This window comes from Enterococcus infantis (assembly GCF_049166715.1).
GTDB classification, from domain to species: Bacteria; Bacillota; Bacilli; order Lactobacillales; family Enterococcaceae; genus Enterococcus_C; species Enterococcus_C leclercqii.
Window position 1 is genome coordinate 26981 of sequence record NZ_JBMHFB010000004.1, and the last position, 17332, is coordinate 44312.

The following is a 17332-nucleotide window of genomic DNA, read 5'->3' on the forward strand; positions in this document are numbered from 1 at the left end:
TAAATTTTACAAGGAAAGCCGCACCTTTTTAAGTCTTTTGAAACAAACGCCGGTTTAGCTTGCAACTTTCTTCTGGATTGGGTAAACTGACAGAGGTCGGAAATAGTTGTCGCTAAGCCAAGAGACGATGCGTCTCTTATTTTTATTTAATCAAAAAAAGAAAGGTGGGATCGCTATGGCAAATCCAACAATTGCGATCGTCGGACGCCCAAATGTCGGTAAGTCCACGATTTTTAACCGGATCGCCGGCGAACGTATCTCCATCGTTGAGGATACTCCAGGGGTTACTCGGGATCGAATCTACGCAACCGGAGAATGGCTAGGAAGAGAGTTTTCCGTTATCGATACAGGGGGGATTGATCTAGGTGACGAGCCTTTTATGGATCAGATCAAACACCAAGCTGAGATTGCAATCGATGAAGCTGATGTGATCGTCTTTGTCGTCAGTGGTCGTGAAGGCGTAACGGATGCAGATGAGATGGTTGCCCGAATTCTGTATCGGAGCAATAAGCCAGTTATTTTAGCAGTCAATAAAGTCGACAATCCAGAAATGCGTGGGGACATCTATGAGTTTTATTCCTTAGGTCTTGGGGAACCTTTTCCAGTTTCCGGCAGTCATGGTCTGGGAATTGGGGATGTCCTCGATGAAGCAGTCAAGCATTTTACCACTGAGGTGGAAGATGAAGACGACAATGTGATCAAGTTTAGCCTGATTGGTCGTCCAAATGTCGGGAAGTCGTCATTAATCAATGCAATTTTAGGTGAAGATCGAGTCATTGTTTCTGAGGTAGAAGGTACCACGCGGGATGCTATTGACACACATTTTGTTTCAGATTCTGGACAAGAATTCACCATGATTGATACAGCGGGAATGCGTAAGCGAGGCAAGGTCTACGAATCCACTGAAAAATACAGTGTGATGCGGGCAATGCGGGCGATTGAACGCTCAGATGTCGTCTTAATGGTTCTAAATGGCGAAGAAGGAATTCGTGAGCAAGATAAGCGAGTGGCTGGATATGCCCACGAAGCTGGTAAAGGGATTATTATCGTTGTGAATAAATGGGATCTAGTGAAAAAAGAAACCAATACGCTGCGAGACTTCGAAGTTGAAATTCGAGATGAGTTCCAATATCTGGATTATGCACCCATCATCTTTGTTTCTGCAGTGACCAAACAGCGCTTAAATAAGCTGCCTGATTTGATTGAAGAGGTCAGCATGAATCAAAATATGCGGGTACCATCAGCACTTTTGAATGATGTCATTATGGATGCGGTAGCCATCAATCCGACACCAACAGACAAAGGCAAGCGTCTGAAGATTTTTTATGCGACCCAGGTTGCGGTTAAACCACCAACTTTTGTAATCTTCGTCAATGAAGAGCAGCTGATGCACTTCTCTTACGCTCGCTTTCTTGAGAATCAGATTCGTAAAGCCTTCACCTTTGAGGGAACACCGATTCGAATTATTCCACGAAGACGTAAATAACTAGCAGATAAATTTTAAAGAGTCGAGTCAGCAGTAGTTGGCTCGATTTTTGATTTTAGGAACACCAAGTCCTATGAGAGCAAATTCATCTCTCCAAGATGGAAAGGCTCTTTCACAAGGGCTCAGCAATTTCTATCTCAGCAACTTAAAAACTCGTGTAGAGGCTATTACAGCGGGGCTTATTACTTTAGTCAAAGGAACGCAGTTGCCTTAAACCGTTTTTTTGTCGAAAAGCAGAAGGATCTCAGAATAAATTGAAAAAATACGAGAAAACCGTGAATTTAAGCCTTCAAAATCGGTGTTATCCTTGATATTACGCGATTCTTATGATAACGTATTAACAGAATATTGATGGGAATCAATATTTTCGGCGAAAATTTGGACCACTCAAATTTTCGCACTTGATGGTCAAACATCAAAACCCGTGTTGAGGAGGTGAATCATCCATGGCAAACAAAGCAGAATTGATCGAACAAGTTGCAAAAGCGACTGACTTGACTAAGAAAGACGCGACAGCAGCTGTTGAAGCAGTATTTTCAACAATCCAAGACGCTTTAGCTAAAGGTGAAAAAGTTCAATTGATCGGTTTCGGTAACTTCGAAGTACGCTCTCGTGCAGAACGTAAAGGTCGTAACCCACAAACTGGCGAAGAAATCAAAATCCCTGCAAGCAAAATTCCTGCGTTCAAACCAGGTAAAGCGCTCAAAGATGCTGTTAAATAAGACAGTGTTGAAGGACCCTTGTTCCTTGAAGGGTTCTTTTTTTTTGCTCTGAAAGTATCGGGACTACTTTTCTGGAGCATTCAGAGATGATATAAGGAGGTGTAGGAGACGTATTAAATGATATCGAAAACAGGTATATAACATTTAATTTTAATTATTCTCATTATATTTTTACATAAGTGTCGTTCGTGCTATACTAAATTCAGGGATGAAAAGAATTGGATTGATTTGCAAAAAGATATAAAAAATTCTGAAAATTCGTTGACATTCACAAAGAATCAAGATATAGTAAAAAAAATCATTGTTTTACAACGAATCTTACAAAAAAGTAAAGGAGACGATTCAGATGCGCAAACATGACAAACGACAAGAAATCGTCATTTTAGTCATTTATCAGAGGACTTGAAACACGGCTGGCAACAACCCGATGTTTGAGTCCTATTTGCGTTATGAATGGGATTCTGGCAAGTATCCCAGTTCATTCGGGGATACTTTTTTTATTAGGCGTTTGTAAGCGAATGAGGGGAGTAATGGAAATGAGAAGTGATCAGATCAAAAAAGGAATCGATGCGGCACCGGCTCGTAGCTTGTTATATGCAACCGGTCAGGTTAAAAACATCGAAGATATGAACAAACCCTTTATTGCGATTTGCAATTCATACATCGATATTGTACCGGGGCATGTTCATTTGCGGGAGTTGGCGGATGTCGCAAAAGAGGCAATCAGGGAAGCCGGGGGGATTCCTTTCGAGTTCAATACGATTGGTGTAGATGATGGGATTGCCATGGGGCATTTGGGAATGCGTTATTCACTGCCTAGCCGAGAACTCATCGCTGATTCAGCGGAAACTGTCATCAATGCCCATTGTTTTGACGGCGTATTGTATATTCCCAACTGTGACAAAATCACACCGGGAATGATCATGAGTGCCGTACGTACCAATGTCCCGGCAGTTTTTGTCTCCGGTGGTCCTATGAAAGCCGGTGTCGATTTGCGAGGGCATCAAACGACATTGTCTACGATGTTTGAAGTGGTGGGAACATACAAAGAAGGTAACATGACCGAAGAAGAGTTTCGATTTATGGAACAAAACGCTTGTCCATCCTGTGGGTCATGTGCGGGGATGTTCACGGCCAATTCGATGAATTGTTTGATGGAGATGTTGGGTTTGGCTTTACCTGGGAATGGAACAATTTTGGCTACTTCATCAGAGAGACGGGACTTGGTTCGCCAAGCAGCCAAACAGGTGATGGAAATGGTTGCTAAAGATATCAAGCCAAGAGACATTGTTACAAAAGAAGCAATTGACGACGCCTTTGCACTGGATATGGCCATGGGGGGCTCCACCAATACGGTCTTACACACCTTGGCAATCGCAAATGAAGCAGAAATTGATTACCGTTTGGAAGATATCAATGAAATCGCCAAACGAGTCCCTTACCTGTCGAAAATCGCACCGTCTTCAGCCTACTCGATGCATGATGTTCACGAAGCTGGAGGGGTTTCAGCCATCATCAATGAACTGGTTTCTATAAAAGGCGCGATTCATCCAGACCGTATCACTGTTACAGGAAAATCCATCAGAGAAAATGTTGCAGAAGCTGCAATCGTAAATCCGGAAGTCATTCATCCAAAAGAGACGCCTTATAGTCCAGTAGGTGGTCTGTCAATCTTATATGGAAATATTGCACCAGAAGGCAGCGTGATTAAAGTCGGCGGTGTCGATCCAAGCGTCAAAGTCTTTACCGGTGAAGCGATTTGTTTTAGTTCTCATGACGAGGCTGTTGGAGCGATTGATGATCATAGGGTACGGGCAGGGCATGTGGTGGTAATTCGTTACGAAGGGCCTAAAGGGGGCCCTGGGATGCCGGAAATGCTGGCGCCCACTTCCAGTATTGTTGGCCGTGGCTTAGGAAAAGATGTCGCCTTGATTACTGATGGACGTTTTTCCGGAGCTACGCGGGGGATTGCAATTGGGCATATCTCACCGGAAGCTGCCGCCGGTGGACCGTTGGCTTTAGTCAAAGATGGGGATACCATCACCATTGATTTGAATGAACGAAGTCTGAATGTTGATCTGACAGAAGCAGTCATGGCCCAACGGCGTGAGCAATTGCCAAAATTTGAGACGAAAGTCAAAAAAGGCTGGTTGGCCCGTTATTCAGCACTGGTTACCTCCGCCCATACTGGTGGTGTGATGCGTTTACCAGAATAGACAATGAAGTCGTTTAAAGGAGTAGCCTAAATAAGTGGTTTAAATAAGCAGTGTAAAAAGTGAAACTGTGAATAAGGTGTTAAAGGAAGACCACCAAAAGTCTCAGCAAGGGATTTAGCCGGCAAGAGCTGTTCGCAGTTTTGTAAGGAGGGAGCGTATGGAAAATTTGAAGGTTGACCATCAAAAGCAGCAGGTATCAGGTGCCCGCTTGTTATTGGAATGTTTGTTGGCACAAGAGGTCGAGTTGGTTTTCGGCTATCCGGGAGGCGCGGTGCTCCCCTTGTATGATGAACTTTATGAAGAAGAGATCCCAAATATCCTGACTCGACATGAACAAGGCGCAGTACATGCTGCACAGGGTTATGCCAAATCAACTGGAAAACCCGGTGTGGTAATCGTAACTAGTGGTCCTGGAGCAACCAATGCGGTAACAGGGATTGCCGATGCCAACAGTGACTCAACGCCACTGATTGTGTTTACAGGGCAAGTCACCACTGACGGAATCGGTAAAGATGCGTTTCAAGAAGCAGATATTTTAGGAATCACTGTTCCGATTACAAAAAATAGTTATCAGGTCCGAGATATCAACGACTTGCCACGAATTGTGCAAGAAGCTTTTCATATCGCCACAACAGGACGGCCTGGGCCGGTGGTGATTGATCTGCCAAAAGATATGACGATTCAACAGACGACTGTCGAGGTTGCCTGTGAGCTCCACATTCCCAGCTATCAGCCAAATATAATGCCGTCTGTCTTGCAAATTCAAAAACTGATGAATGTGTTGGAGCAAAGTCGCAAACCCGTGTTGCTTCTAGGGGGCGGGGTGATTGGGGCAAAAGCTCAGCAAGAAGCGAAGACATTTGCAGAAAAATACGAAATTCCGGTGGTTTGCAGTCTATTAGGTCTAGGAATTATTCCGGTGGATCATCCGTTGTTTTTGGGAATGGGGGGGATGCATGGCTCCTATGCTGCTAACATGGCTCTGACTGAATGTGATCTTTTGATCAATGTCGGCTGTCGTTTCGATGATCGACTGGCAACTTCGCCACAAGATTTTGCACCCGAAGCAATCATTGCCCACATCGACATTGATCCAGCAGAAATCGGGAAAATCATCGGTACGGACATTCCTATCGTCGCTGATGCGAAAATCTGCTTGGAAAAAATGTTGGAGATCAAGACGGGAATCCCTAATGGAAAAGCATGGCGAGAACTGTGTAAGCAACGAAAGGTAGATAAGCCTTTTTCCTATGATCGTGAGACACAAGAAGAGATCAAACCACAAAAGGTTATTGAAATTATCGGGAAACTGACCAATGGCAACGCAATCGTCGTGACAGATGTGGGTCAGCATCAAATGTGGGCGGCACAATTTTATCCTTTTCGTTTTGCAAAACAGCTGATTACTTCCGGTGGTTTAGGGACGATGGGATACGGTATACCGGCTGCTATCGGTGCAAAATTTGGCAATCCGGATAAAGAGGTCGTTTGTTTTGTCGGCGATGGCGGATTTCAGATGACCAATCAAGAACTGGCAATTTTGAATGAACATGGATTGGCTATCAAATTTATTCTTTTAAACAATAGTTCTTTGGGGATGGTACGGCAATGGCAAGAACAGTTTTTCAATAATCGCCGTTCCAAATCTGTGTTTCACACCCAACCGGATTTCATGAAGATGGCAGAAGCCTATGGAATCAAAGGTGTACGCATCCAAGAACCGGGACTTCTAGAAGAACAACTCCAAGAAGCTTTCTCAATTTCTGGCTCAGTTCTAATCGAAGTGGCAGTTTCCAAAACCGAACATGTGCTGCCAATGGTTCCGGCTGGCCAGCCGAATAATCAGATGATTGGGGTGGATTAGATGAAACGGATGATTTCTATGGTAGTACAAGACCATGTGGGAGTGTTGAGTCGGATTACCGCGGTTATGAATAGACGACAAGTGAATATTGATAGTATTTCAGTCGGGCCCACAGAAACAGAGGGCCTCTCTCGGATGACCATCATGATCAATGCCGAAACGCCGGCTGACGTAGAACAAGTGACTAAGCAGTTAAACAAACAGGTGGCTGTTTTGAAGGTCAGGGATATTACCGATGAGCCTCATCTGGAACGTGAACTGGCTTTAGTAAAGGTCAACGCTCCGGTAGCCATTCGTTCTGAGATCAAGGCAGTAATCGATCCCTTTCGAGCGGATATCGTGGATGTAGGTATCAAAAATATTGTGATCCAAGTGGCGGGAACGCAAGATAAAATCGACGCGTGTATTGATATTTTGAAACCATACGGCATTAAACAATTGAGTCGTACCGGGGTAACCGGATTTACTAGGGGTTGATAGACCGGCGATACGTCGTCCGGCTGTTGATAGATGAAAACAAATATTTGGAGGGAAACATACATGGTAAAAGTATATTATGAAGATTCAGTTCAAGAAGATGCACTGGCAGGAAAAACAATCGCAATCATCGGTTACGGCTCACAAGGTCATGCTCATGCACAGAATTTGCGTGATACCGGCCATAATGTGATCATCGGGATCCGTGAAGGAAAATCAGCAGCTGCTGCTAAAGAAGACGGCTTTGATGTGAAACCTGTTTCAGAAGCTGCCAAAGAAGCAGATGTTGTCATGATTTTGGCTCCAGATGAGGTTCAAGGAGATCTTTATAAAAATGAAATTGCGGCAAATCTAGAGGCCGGCAATGCGTTGGCATTCGGTCATGGTTTCAATATCCATTATAGTGTTATCACCCCACCAAAAGACGTGGATGTCTTCCTGGCAGCACCAAAAGGACCAGGACACTTGGTTCGCCGGACGTTTACTGAAGGGTTTGCAGTACCGGCATTGTTTGCCGTCCATCAAGATGCGACGGGCAATGCCACTGATATTGCGTTGTCCTACGCAAAAGGAATAGGGGCAACACGAGTTGGGGTATTGGAAACTACTTTTAAAGAAGAAACTGAAACCGATCTGTTTGGTGAACAAGCAGTACTGTGTGGTGGGCTGACTTCCATGATTGAAGCTGGGTTTGAAACGTTGGTAGAAGCCGGCTATCAGCCGGAGTTGGCTTACTTTGAAGTTTGTCATGAGTTGAAGTTGATCATCGACCTGATCTACGAAGGCGGCTTTGGAAAAATGCGTAACTCCATCTCCAATACGGCGGAGTATGGTGATTATGTATCTGGCCCACGGGTAATTACAGATGTTGCCAAAGCCGGGATGAAGGATGTTTTGACGGATATCCAAAATGGAAAATTTGCAGAAGGCTTCATTAACGACAACAAAGCTGGCTTCCCGGAATTCAAAAAGATGCGGGCTGAAGCTGCCGGTCATCAGATTGAACAAGTCGGCGATGAGCTGCGTAAAATGATGCCATTTGTAAACAAGAAAGACTAATTTTAAGTAATCGGGGGCGATGAAAGTGGCGTTAGTAACCGACCATGAGGTGCGACAGGCTTACCAGCTGTTGAAAAATGCAGTCAGCCGCACACCACTGCAATATGACCGCTATTTATCGGAAAAATATGGGGCAACAATCCTTTTAAAGCGAGAAGATCTTCAGACGGTGCGATCGTTTAAGCTACGAGGGGCCTATTATGCAATTCGCCAGCTACCGAAAGAAAAACTGACGCAAGGGGTGGTTTGTGCCAGTGCGGGAAACCATGCTCAGGGAGTGGCTTATACTTGCCAAGAAATTGGTGTCCCTGCGGTGATTTTTATGCCGACAACAACACCCCAACAGAAAATTTCGCAAGTTCGTTTTTTTGGTGGCAAGCAAGTTGAAATCCAATTGGTTGGTGATACCTTCGATCGTTCGGCTGAAGCTGCTCGCGAATTTGCCAAAAAAAAGGATATGAGTTTCATCGATCCTTTCAACGATCCGGACATCATCGCCGGTCAAGGAACACTGGCCTTGGAGATGATGGCAGATGCACAGGCAGAAGGCTATCAACCGGAGTACGTTTTGGCTGCAATTGGTGGTGGCGGTCTAATCAGTGGGGTTGGCGCCTATGTCAAGGGCATCAGCCCGGCGACCAAAGTAGTTGGTGTCGAACCCACCGGTGCAATGTCTATGCGGGCAGCATTTGATAATCAGGGACCTGTGATGTTGGAGCAGGTTGAAAAATTTGTAGACGGTGCTGCTGTAAAAGAAGTCGGCGAATTAACCTATGCCCACGCTCAAGCCTATGTGGATGAGCTGGTTTCTGTGGATGAAGGGCTCGTTTGTTCCACCATTTTGGAGCTTTACACAAAGCAGGCTATTGTTTGTGAACCAGCCGGGGCCCTCAGTGTTGCAGCGTTGGAAGTGGTAGCTGATGAAATCAAAGGCAAGACAGTCATCTGTGTCATTTCTGGTGGCAATAATGACATTAGTCGCATGGCAGAGATTGAAGAACGTTCGCTGGTTTACCAAGGATTGCAACACTATTTTGTGGTGAACTTTCCTCAGCGCCCCGGTGCATTGAAAGAATTTGTATCAGAAGTGTTAGGACCAAATGACGACATCACCCGTTTTGAGTACACCAAAAAGGTCAATCGGGGGACTGGCCCGGTGGTAATCGGCATCTTGTTGAAAAAGAAAGAGGAGCTGCTGCAGTTGTTGGATAATCTCGCTGAGTTTGATTCGAACTATATCAATTTGCAGGACAATCCTTCTCTTTATACATTACTGGTATAACAAAAAGCGGACTATCATCCTGTAAACTAAATACTAAGGGTGAGACGCAAGTAAAAAACAAGTACCTTCCATTAAAATGGTGGAAGGTACTTGTTTTTTTGCCGTTAAATAAATAGTCAGTACCAACTGTTTTTCTTTGTAAACAGGGATAAGAGCACAATTACTGAGAGTTTTTTCTTGTGGGTTGGCTTGGAATTTCCGAGAGTTTCCATTAAAAAGCTCCTTCTAACTAAAAATTCTTTGCTTGATTGTGGAACCCTTCTGTGAGTAAAAAATGAAACTAAAAAATCGAACATTTTCTAACTGTGAGCAGGTCAATTGTGAGTAAAGCTGAATCTGAAAAGAAATATTTCCGGAATTGACAGTCTTTTGTAAGGTTAATCTTTGGGATTCCATTCGGATAGTGATAAAATTAAAGTAAGAATAATTTGTTGAAATCAGGTGCCGGCAACAGTTGAGGAACAATTAGCTGCCAGTGAACCTGCTGTAATTCAAAACTCCAAAAATTTTACGTGGAGGGCTGCCTATGGAATTGCTTTATCAAACGGACCAGCAACAAGCAAGATTGGTCTATGGTGAAACGCTGAATCAAGGAATTCCCAAAGATTTCGCAGTAGATAGGCACGTTATCATCATAACGAATCAAAAGTATTACGATTGTTCCTTTGAAAAGATCAGTCAGCTGTTTGACCAAGCCCTAGATGTGGATTGGTACATTTGTCGTAATCAGATGTATTGCAATAACCTATCAGAGTTAGCAGAATTGCTGGATTTTCTAGAACATTTCCCCAGAGACCGCAAGTACCTGCTGATAAGTTTTGGCAATGAAGGGGTAACCGAGCTGACCGGTTTTATCCAAAAGACTACGGTTTTAGATAGTCGCTTTTGTTGTCTGCCCGTATCCATCCGTTCGTTGGCTAAAGGATTGACCGATAATTGTCAGCTGGTGGGAAAAGAGCTGCGGCCACTGTTGTCAGTAGCTAACTTGCCGCAAGATATTTTTTATGACCAGACCATCACAGAAGAACAAGGGGATGGTAAATTAGTCGATTTTCTGATATTGTTGCGGGCGGGGTTAGTTTCAGATAATGGGTTCTTACGGGACTTGTACCGCAGTTTTACAACACGTCAAAATATTTTCAGCCGTTCTTTTGTAACATATATCCAACAGCTGGCAAGCTTCTACCAGGAAAAGCAAGTAGAGATTGAAGGTTATGGAAAACTATTTGAATTGGCCTTTTATGAGTTGTCAAACGGGCATCTATTGTCAGCGAATATGAAACGGATGTTAGGGATTTTATTCCACTTGCTTTGGAATGATCAAAAGCAACCGCTGAATCTGGATCTGCCAAAGTTTTTCCGTTGGTTGGCAACACTGGGTTTCCCAATCACGCTGCCAAAGCAACTCTCGATGACAGAATACAGCTTGCAGGTTATGAAACTGATGAAGGATTTACCGCCTCTGGATTTGTATCAAAAGATTGGTATAAAACAAGCAGTGCTTTACCCCAATAGCGAAGAGCTGGTACACATGACTACCGTTTATCAGCAATTGACAGGAGAATGAAAAGACAGATGGAAAATTCATACAGTTACCAAATGCTGGAAGCATTGGAAAAAGAAGACCTAGTTCAAGCACAGTTGGCATTTAATGAGGCGCTTACCAAAGATGACGATGATACCTTGGCCCAATTGGCAAATCAATTGTTTCAGATGGGATTTTTAGAAGAACCGCAAGAAATCTTTACTCGCTTACTAGAAAAGTATCCTGGCAATGAAGAGCTGCTTTTGGGTTTAGCAGAGATTGCGATGGAAGACAATCGGATTGATGATGCCTTTGAATTCATTGAAGGGGTTCCAAAAGACAGTGATTATTACCCTCAGGCGTTACTTTTATCAGCTGATTTGTATCAAATGTTACAGATTCCCGAGGTCAGTGAAGCAAAACTGGAAGAGGCGGCTAAAATACTACCTGATGAGCCTTTGATCCAATTTGCATTAGGTGAACTGTATTACACCACGGATCGATTCAGTGAAGCAGCGACGATCTATCAGATCTTGCTAAATTCCAATATTGACCAGCTAGGTGGCATTTCGATGGAAGAGCGTTTGGGCATGGCCTTGAGCATGGAAGGCAAGTTTGAAGAAGCGATTCCCCATCTGGAAACAGCCTTGAAAAACAGTGATAGCGACGATCTCTTGTTCCATACGGCTTTTGTTTATCTGCAATTGAAAGAAAACCAGCAGGCAATCAATTATCTGCAGCAGCTGCAGGCGTTAAATCCCCATTATCAATCTGTCTACCTGTATTTGGCAGAAGCATTGCAGGAAGAAGAATTGCTGGAGGAAGCCCAAGAGACTATCGAAGCCGGAATCAACGAGAACCCTTACCAAGTGGATTTCTACCAATTCGCCTCTGAAAATGCCTATCGCCTACACGATGTAAAAAAAGCGGAAGAATTCTTGCAAAAAGCATTAGAGACTGGTGAAAAAATTGACGAAACCCTCTTTATGCTTTCCAATCTGTATTTAAAAGAAGCTGATTATGAGGCTGTCATTGACACCATTCAGCAGATGGAAAATCCTGATGATGCTTTCGCACAATGGAATCTGGCCCACGCCTACAACCAGTTGGAAGAATTTGCAGAGGCGGCGGTTCACTATCAGCAGGCTAATATTGAATTAAACCATGAGCCGGAGTTTATGAAGGAATACGGAATCTTTTTGCGAGATGAAGGGCGCAGAGACGAAGCGTTGCATATTTTGACGCATTATTTGGAACATGAGCCGGGGGATTTGGAAGTACAATCGATCATTGAAGCGTTGCAGCAATAAAACAGCAAAGATAAACTCTGGCGGTGAGAAAGGACAGGTGAGAAAGATGTATGTAGATGTTCGCGAAAAGAAAAACTTTTTGAATTGGTTTGTAACCAATGGAACATTCAGCCGACGTGAAGTTTGTTGGATCTTAAACTATTTGGCCAACCACGAAGCGATTTTAGCCAACGTCCATTTTGTCGAACATGCCGAAGCGGCAGAGCGAGGACTGCAGATCCGAGATATTTCGGTGGAAGGAGAACCGTTGCGTTTACAACTTAACGGCAGCTTTTTCACCGACAGCGATCAGATTTTCCATGAAATTCGCTTGAATTGGAAAGATCCGTTGTATATCGAATGTCTTTTTACGGATGCCTGGGACAATCCGTCCTACTTGTCGATTCTAGAAGACAATCCTTACATGAAATGGAACGAGTCAATTGATCCGGTAATCTTAGAAGCTGTCGATCAGTTTATTGAAGAAGAGGAATTGAAATCAAAAATTGAAAAGCTGTATCTGAAGATTGATGAGGCTTTGGAAAAAGGCGATAAGGCCACATTTTTAGCCCTTTCTGATGAAGTAAATGCTGCTCTGGCACAACAGGACCTACAAGAAACTGAGGAATCTGTTGAATAAAAAGGAGTCTGTTGCTTAGTTGTCACATGAAAAACTGTATCGACTTTTGTCGGTACAGTTTTTTCATAGTTAAAATCTTATTTTAGTTGTGGTGCTGTGCGCTAGAGGAGTAAAAAATGGTTTTCAAATTTGGTACTAATTACCAATTATTAGCAGTTGCAAGGACAAAAAAGGCCGCTCCGCACCAGAGACGGAGCCGCCAAAGATTAAGCCGTTTTTTTCTTGCTGAAAAGTTTTTTCTTAGGACGCAGGTAGGTAAAGCCTTCACCTTCGACTTCATGAACGTTGATAACTGAAACGAAGGCCTGCTCATCAAATTCATGAATGATCCGTTTGACTTCGGAAATTTCCCGGGTACTGACTACCATGTAGATGATCTTTTTATCGACACCAGAGTAAGCCCCGGAGCCATTCAAAAAGGTCACACCCCGTTCTAGTTCTTCCATTAAACGAGGTGCAATGGCATCTGACTCATTGGAGATTACCAAAATCCCTCGGGCGGAGTAACCGCCGTCTAAGATTGCATCCACGATATGGGCAAATACATAAGAAAAAATCAGTGTATACATCATGCGTTTCAAGTCGATATAGGTCAATGAAGCGGTTAGAATCAAAATATCCAAAATAAACAAGGTTCGACCTACAGAGACGCCAATTTTCTGCTCTAAGATTCGAGCAATAACATCGCTGCCGCCAGTAGTTCCACCGACACGGTAAATAATTCCGCTGCCGACTCCCCCAAAAAGTCCGGCTACCAAAGCCGCAATCAAGAGGTCGTGATCCAAATCAATAGAAAAGTTTACTTTTTGCCAAATAAATAGCCAGGCTGACAAAGCCAAGGTTCCAATAATGGTATAAAAAAAGGAACGGCGCCCCAGAATTCGACCGCCTAAAGCGATTATCGGGATATTGAGAACCAATGTGCTCAGGGCAGGGTTAATTCCAAAAAGCGCACGAAAAATCAATGTGATCCCGGTAACACCACCTTCAGCCAGGTGATTAGGAATATTCACGAAGACCAGTCCAAAAGCATAAATACAAGTTCCCAGCAGGATCACGAAGATATCCCGGCCGATTTTATCTAATTTCATAACAATTCCTCCTGTTTGGACAAATGATCTGGCATTCTCAGCTCTAAGGGGTGTCCGACTGTTTAAAAGAGCGGAAGTTCCACACAAAATGTAATGTATCATGAAATGCAAAATCCGACAATCATAGGCACTGCTGTCTGTCGGTTCTGCTAGGAATTGCCTGTTTCTTTTGATAAGATAAGGACATAGGAAGCTGTAAAACTATTTGGTGAAACGGTAGCTGTTTTAATTTTTCAAAGAAAGCAGACAATGCCTGTAAAAAGAATGAGAGCAACAACAGAAATTCCAATACAAGGGAGTCGATTTTTTGATAGAAGAGCGTTCGCTGAAATCAATGCAGGCTGAAGTCGATGCCTATATTCAACAATTCAAGGCTGGTTATTTCAGCCCACTTTCCCAGATGGCCCGCCTGACAGAAGAAGTAGGTGAATTGGCCAGGGAAGTGAATCACTATTACGGAGAAAAGCCGAAAAAAACAACAGAAGTCGAAAAGACCGTGGCTGAGGAGTTAGGTGATGTGCTATTTGTGACGATGATTATGGCAAATTCACTAAACATCGACTTAACTGAAGTCTTTGAAACAAATATGGCTAAATTCAATCAACGAGACCGCTACCGTTTTGAACGTAAAGACGGAAGGGTGTCAGAAGATCAGAGAAATGAGGAACAACAGTCATGAAATTGACAGTTTTACCGGAAGAGTTTCGCCGGGCGCTGCCGGTAATGGAAGAGATTGAAAAGGAAGGCTTTGAGGCGTATTTTGTCGGAGGCAGTGTCCGAGATGTTCTTTTGGGCCAACCCATCCATGATGTGGACATCGCAACCAGTGCTTTTCCTGCCGAGATCAAAGCGATTTTTTCAAGAACAGTCGATATTGGGATTGAACATGGGACGGTCTTGGTTTTGTTTGGTGATGATCAATATGAGATTACCACTTTTCGAACGGAATCAACTTATCAGGATTTTCGCAGACCGGATCAAGTCTCTTTTGTGCGGTCATTGGCAGAAGATTTGAAGCGCCGGGATTTTACTATCAATGCGTTTGCCGTTCAGGATGACGGCGAGGTGATTGATCTGTTTGGCGGATTGAAGGATCTGGAACAACATGTCCTGCGAGCGGTAGGAAATCCTCACGAACGCTTTCATGAAGATGCGCTGCGGATGATGCGAGGACTGCGCTTTGTCAGCCAATTGGGCTTTTCCTTTGATGACGAAACCTTTGCTGCTATCTTGGAAAATCACTCGCTGCTGGAAAAAATTTCGGTGGAACGGATTTTTATCGAGTTTACCAAATTGCTTTTGGGTGGTCATCGCAATGAAGCAATTCGACAATTTGTCGCAACAAAATGCTATCGCTACTGTCCTGGCATGGAAAACGCAAAAGATGGATTGACCGCATTTGCTCAATTGGTTCCGACGCCTTTTACGAAGGAGGAGGCAGCCTGGAGCGTTTTGCTGGATCATTTGGAGATTCCCACCGAAAAAGTCACCACTTTTTTGAAAGCCTGGAAGGTTTCCAATGATTTTCTTCGAGAATGCCGGGAACTGGTCTGGGGCTTACGGCAGCGGAAAATGGGCTATTATACCCCAATGGCACTTTATCGTTTAGGAGAGCGGGCACTGACAGTAGAGACGCTCTTGACCTATTACGGTCGACCTGGAGAAGCAGGGCGCACCGCGCTGGCATTGGCGCAGCTGCCAATTCGTTCATTGCGGCAGCTGGCAGTAAATGGCAATGATTTGAAACAACAGTTTAATCAAAAAGCTGGACCGTGGCTTAAAGACACGCTACATTATTTGGAACAAGGTGTCGTAGAAAGCCGCTTTGTAAACGATGGCCCAATCTTGTTGGCAGAGGCCGAGAAATTCTTAAAGCAGGACGCAAAATAAATTGTCAGAGGGCTTCAGCAAACCATTTTCGCAAAGAGGACAAAACCTTCAGCAGTCAATAACTAATCCAGTTCTGGTAGAACCACGATTATATAGGATCTTTTTCAGATCCCTCAAGGAGGAAATAAAAATGGCAGAAGAAAATTTCGAAAAGGATTATCTGGTCACCGAGGATCGTACGGCTAAAGCGATGGGATCCGGTGGTCTTGACGTGTTAGCGACCCCAGAATTGGTAGCTATGGTAGAAAATACCTGCTACCAGCACTTAGAAAGCGAAATCGCCAAGGAAAAAACAACGGTTGGCGGCTTTATCTCTTTAGAACACGTTGCACCATCACCAGTAGGGGCAACGATTACAATCAAAGCCAACCTCTATGAAAGAGATGGCAATAAGGTCGTCTTTTCCTTCTCCGCTTATGAAGGGGAAAAGAAAGTCGGCAAAGGCAATCACGAGCGATTCATCGTGGACAAAGACCAATTTTTAGCGAAAATGTCCTAAGTTTACAATGACTGCCTGCTTTTACGAGCCTTGCACTAAGCAAAGTTTTATCTTCTAAATCGTAGTTGTGCTAAACTGAAGCTGTAAGAATCAGATCCTGATTTCTGTTTGAGGTGCTCCTCAGACGACATTCAGATAAGGAGAGAAGAACATGTCAAGAGAAATGAAAGCGTTGAAATTCTATTTCCGAAACGGAGAGACTTGGACGATCGAACGTCGCTATATCGGTGATTTGTGGATCAAACAGATCACAACTAGTTATGGCCGTATCAACGGTAGTGAATTTGTGGAAATCCATCCTTGTGCCGGCTTCAAAATTGAAGTCTATCAAGAAGGCGATCATGTAGCGACACAAGACATCAACTTAGGTGGTTTGGAGTTAGGAATGTTCAACCGTGCCTTGAAATACCAAGACATCGAAAAAATGGAAATTTTGTTCCAGTCTGGCAAACCAGATATGGTGTACTTCCCATACAAAGATTTGGACACTGAAGGATTGGACAACGAATACCAATCTACCCGTGTTTCTGAAAAAACGAAGAGCTTGTACATCGTAATCAATCCAGAACAAACGGTGGATGAAGTTTACGGTGACAAATTCGAGGCATAAGCGAGTCTAAAGCGTGGGATCCTGCAAAAGGATCCCTTTTTTTGTCGTCAAGTAAAACTACTTAACGAAAATCAGCAAAACCACTGGTCAAGCCTTCAAAATCATGCTATTATATTCAAGTCTGAGAGAAATCTTAGTAGGAATCCAGTTGCATAGGGGGGAATAACATGCGCGTAAACATCACTTTAGAGTGTACTTCTTGTAAAGAACGTAACTACTTGACAAGCAAAAACAAACGTAACAATCCTGATCGCTTGGAAAAGAAAAAATATTGCCCACGCGAACGTAAAGTTACTTTGCACCGTGAAACAAAATAAGCTTTGTTTTAACCCTTTGAGACTACGGTTTCAAAGGGTTTTCTTTGATTTTCGATGACGTTTTCCAAGCAAAGGAAATGGGACATAAGTAATTTCCAAGTGCTAAACAGCGGATGTTTAACCACAATAAATGAAAAGTATATGGACGAGGAAAATTTGTGATCATTTTTATGTCTTAGTCCAAAGAGAGAACCTGACCATACGTGTCGAGAGAAGTGGATGACGCTGACTTCCCTTGATGAAGTCAAGGAAAGTCTGGGTTTGAAATTTTTAGCAATGAAAAGAGAAGTCACTTCCACTACTTTTAATGGAAGTGACTTCTCTTTGGCTTGTGGCTCACGTTTGGTATTGTTCGCTTCGTAGGA

At 43.5% G+C, this 17332-nt stretch carries 16 protein-coding genes; 15 read left to right on the top strand and 1 reads right to left on the bottom strand.

Annotated elements, in window-relative coordinates:
* Window positions 1-175: 175 nt before the first annotated feature.
* From der to ACOMA8_RS05590, 10 genes are all read left to right on the top strand, one after another.
* The gene (der, locus tag ACOMA8_RS05545) at window positions 176-1486 is read left to right on the top strand and encodes a ribosome biogenesis GTPase Der (RefSeq protein WP_161900498.1); all 1311 of its coding nucleotides are present in this window, start codon (window positions 176-178) and stop codon (window positions 1484-1486) included.
* 446 nt (window positions 1487-1932) lie between these two features.
* Window positions 1933-2208 carry an HU family DNA-binding protein gene (locus ACOMA8_RS05550; RefSeq protein WP_161900499.1) on the top strand — a complete coding sequence of 92 codons (276 nt, stop codon included), beginning with the start codon at window positions 1933-1935 and terminating at the stop codon, window positions 2206-2208.
* 536 nt (window positions 2209-2744) lie between these two features.
* Complete coding sequence (gene ilvD, locus ACOMA8_RS05555) at window positions 2745-4424, top strand: dihydroxy-acid dehydratase (RefSeq protein ID WP_421369505.1); 1680 nt, start codon at window positions 2745-2747, stop codon at window positions 4422-4424.
* 157 nt (window positions 4425-4581) lie between these two features.
* Window positions 4582-6288 carry a biosynthetic-type acetolactate synthase large subunit gene (gene ilvB, locus ACOMA8_RS05560; protein ID WP_421369215.1) on the top strand — a complete coding sequence of 569 codons (1707 nt, stop codon included), beginning with the start codon at window positions 4582-4584 and terminating at the stop codon, window positions 6286-6288.
* A complete protein-coding gene (gene ilvN, locus ACOMA8_RS05565) occupies window positions 6289-6765 on the top strand; it encodes an acetolactate synthase small subunit (protein ID WP_161900501.1) in 477 nt (158 codons plus the stop codon). It begins immediately after the preceding gene.
* Window positions 6766-6828: 63 nt separating this feature from the next.
* The gene (ilvC, locus tag ACOMA8_RS05570) at window positions 6829-7824 is read left to right on the top strand and encodes a ketol-acid reductoisomerase (RefSeq protein ID WP_161900502.1); all 996 of its coding nucleotides are present in this window, start codon (window positions 6829-6831) and stop codon (window positions 7822-7824) included.
* Window positions 7825-7849: 25 nt separating this feature from the next.
* A complete protein-coding gene (ilvA, locus tag ACOMA8_RS05575; protein ID WP_421369218.1) occupies window positions 7850-9106 on the top strand; it encodes a threonine ammonia-lyase IlvA in 1257 nt (418 codons plus the stop codon).
* 526 nt (window positions 9107-9632) lie between these two features.
* Window positions 9633-10673, top strand: a complete 1041-nt coding sequence (locus ACOMA8_RS05580; RefSeq protein WP_421369220.1) for a hypothetical protein — start codon at window positions 9633-9635, stop codon at window positions 10671-10673.
* A gap of 8 nt (window positions 10674-10681) precedes the next feature.
* The gene (locus ACOMA8_RS05585; protein ID WP_421369222.1) at window positions 10682-11941 is read left to right on the top strand and encodes a tetratricopeptide repeat protein; all 1260 of its coding nucleotides are present in this window, start codon (window positions 10682-10684) and stop codon (window positions 11939-11941) included.
* A gap of 46 nt (window positions 11942-11987) precedes the next feature.
* Window positions 11988-12560 carry a ReoY family proteolytic degradation factor gene (locus tag ACOMA8_RS05590; protein WP_161900561.1) on the top strand — a complete coding sequence of 191 codons (573 nt, stop codon included), beginning with the start codon at window positions 11988-11990 and terminating at the stop codon, window positions 12558-12560.
* A gap of 206 nt (window positions 12561-12766) precedes the next feature.
* Here ACOMA8_RS05590 and ACOMA8_RS05595 read toward each other — a convergent pair whose 3' ends face one another.
* Window positions 12767-13651: a YitT family protein gene (locus ACOMA8_RS05595; protein ID WP_161900506.1), complete on the bottom strand. Its 885-nt coding sequence runs from the start codon at window positions 13649-13651 to the stop codon at window positions 12767-12769.
* A 307-nt stretch (window positions 13652-13958) separates the two neighbouring features.
* Between ACOMA8_RS05595 and ACOMA8_RS05600 the strand changes: the two genes are divergently transcribed.
* The 5 genes from ACOMA8_RS05600 (at window position 13959) to rpmG (ending at window position 16967) form a co-directional block, all read left to right on the top strand.
* On the top strand, window positions 13959-14330 hold the full coding sequence (locus ACOMA8_RS05600) for a nucleotide pyrophosphohydrolase (RefSeq protein ID WP_421369224.1): 372 nt from the start codon (window positions 13959-13961) through the stop codon (window positions 14328-14330).
* Window positions 14327-15541, top strand: coding sequence for a CCA tRNA nucleotidyltransferase (locus ACOMA8_RS05605; protein ID WP_421369226.1), 1215 nt, complete (start codon window positions 14327-14329; stop codon window positions 15539-15541). Before ACOMA8_RS05600 ends, ACOMA8_RS05605 begins: the two co-directional genes overlap by 4 nt.
* 130 nt (window positions 15542-15671) lie before the next feature.
* Window positions 15672-16040, top strand: a complete 369-nt coding sequence (locus tag ACOMA8_RS05610) for a thioesterase family protein (RefSeq protein WP_421369228.1) — start codon at window positions 15672-15674, stop codon at window positions 16038-16040.
* A 151-nt stretch (window positions 16041-16191) separates the two neighbouring features.
* Window positions 16192-16650, top strand: a complete 459-nt coding sequence (locus ACOMA8_RS05615) for a hypothetical protein (RefSeq protein ID WP_161900510.1) — start codon at window positions 16192-16194, stop codon at window positions 16648-16650.
* A 167-nt stretch (window positions 16651-16817) separates the two neighbouring features.
* Window positions 16818-16967: a 50S ribosomal protein L33 gene (gene rpmG, locus ACOMA8_RS05620; RefSeq protein ID WP_010753318.1), complete on the top strand. Its 150-nt coding sequence runs from the start codon at window positions 16818-16820 to the stop codon at window positions 16965-16967.
* The last annotated feature ends 365 nt before the right edge of the window (window positions 16968-17332 follow it).

Coding starts and splice junctions, on each gene's coding strand:
- der (WP_161900498.1), top strand. CDS start 176: ATGGCAAATCCAACAATTGCGATCGTCGGACGCCCAAATGTCGGTAAG.
- ACOMA8_RS05550 (WP_161900499.1), top strand. CDS start 1,933: ATGGCAAACAAAGCAGAATTGATCGAACAAGTTGCAAAAGCGACTGAC.
- ilvD (WP_421369505.1), top strand. CDS start 2,745: ATGAGAAGTGATCAGATCAAAAAAGGAATCGATGCGGCACCGGCTCGT.
- ilvB (WP_421369215.1), top strand. CDS start 4,582: ATGGAAAATTTGAAGGTTGACCATCAAAAGCAGCAGGTATCAGGTGCC.
- ilvN (WP_161900501.1), top strand. CDS start 6,289: ATGAAACGGATGATTTCTATGGTAGTACAAGACCATGTGGGAGTGTTG.
- ilvC (WP_161900502.1), top strand. CDS start 6,829: ATGGTAAAAGTATATTATGAAGATTCAGTTCAAGAAGATGCACTGGCA.
- ACOMA8_RS05580 (WP_421369220.1), top strand. CDS start 9,633: ATGGAATTGCTTTATCAAACGGACCAGCAACAAGCAAGATTGGTCTAT.
- ACOMA8_RS05585 (WP_421369222.1), top strand. CDS start 10,682: ATGGAAAATTCATACAGTTACCAAATGCTGGAAGCATTGGAAAAAGAA.
- ACOMA8_RS05590 (WP_161900561.1), top strand. CDS start 11,988: ATGTATGTAGATGTTCGCGAAAAGAAAAACTTTTTGAATTGGTTTGTA.
- ACOMA8_RS05595 (WP_161900506.1), bottom strand. CDS start 13,651: ATGAAATTAGATAAAATCGGCCGGGATATCTTCGTGATCCTGCTGGGA.
- ACOMA8_RS05605 (WP_421369226.1), top strand. CDS start 14,327: ATGAAATTGACAGTTTTACCGGAAGAGTTTCGCCGGGCGCTGCCGGTA.
- ACOMA8_RS05610 (WP_421369228.1), top strand. CDS start 15,672: ATGGCAGAAGAAAATTTCGAAAAGGATTATCTGGTCACCGAGGATCGT.
- ACOMA8_RS05615 (WP_161900510.1), top strand. CDS start 16,192: ATGTCAAGAGAAATGAAAGCGTTGAAATTCTATTTCCGAAACGGAGAG.
- rpmG (WP_010753318.1), top strand. CDS start 16,818: ATGCGCGTAAACATCACTTTAGAGTGTACTTCTTGTAAAGAACGTAAC.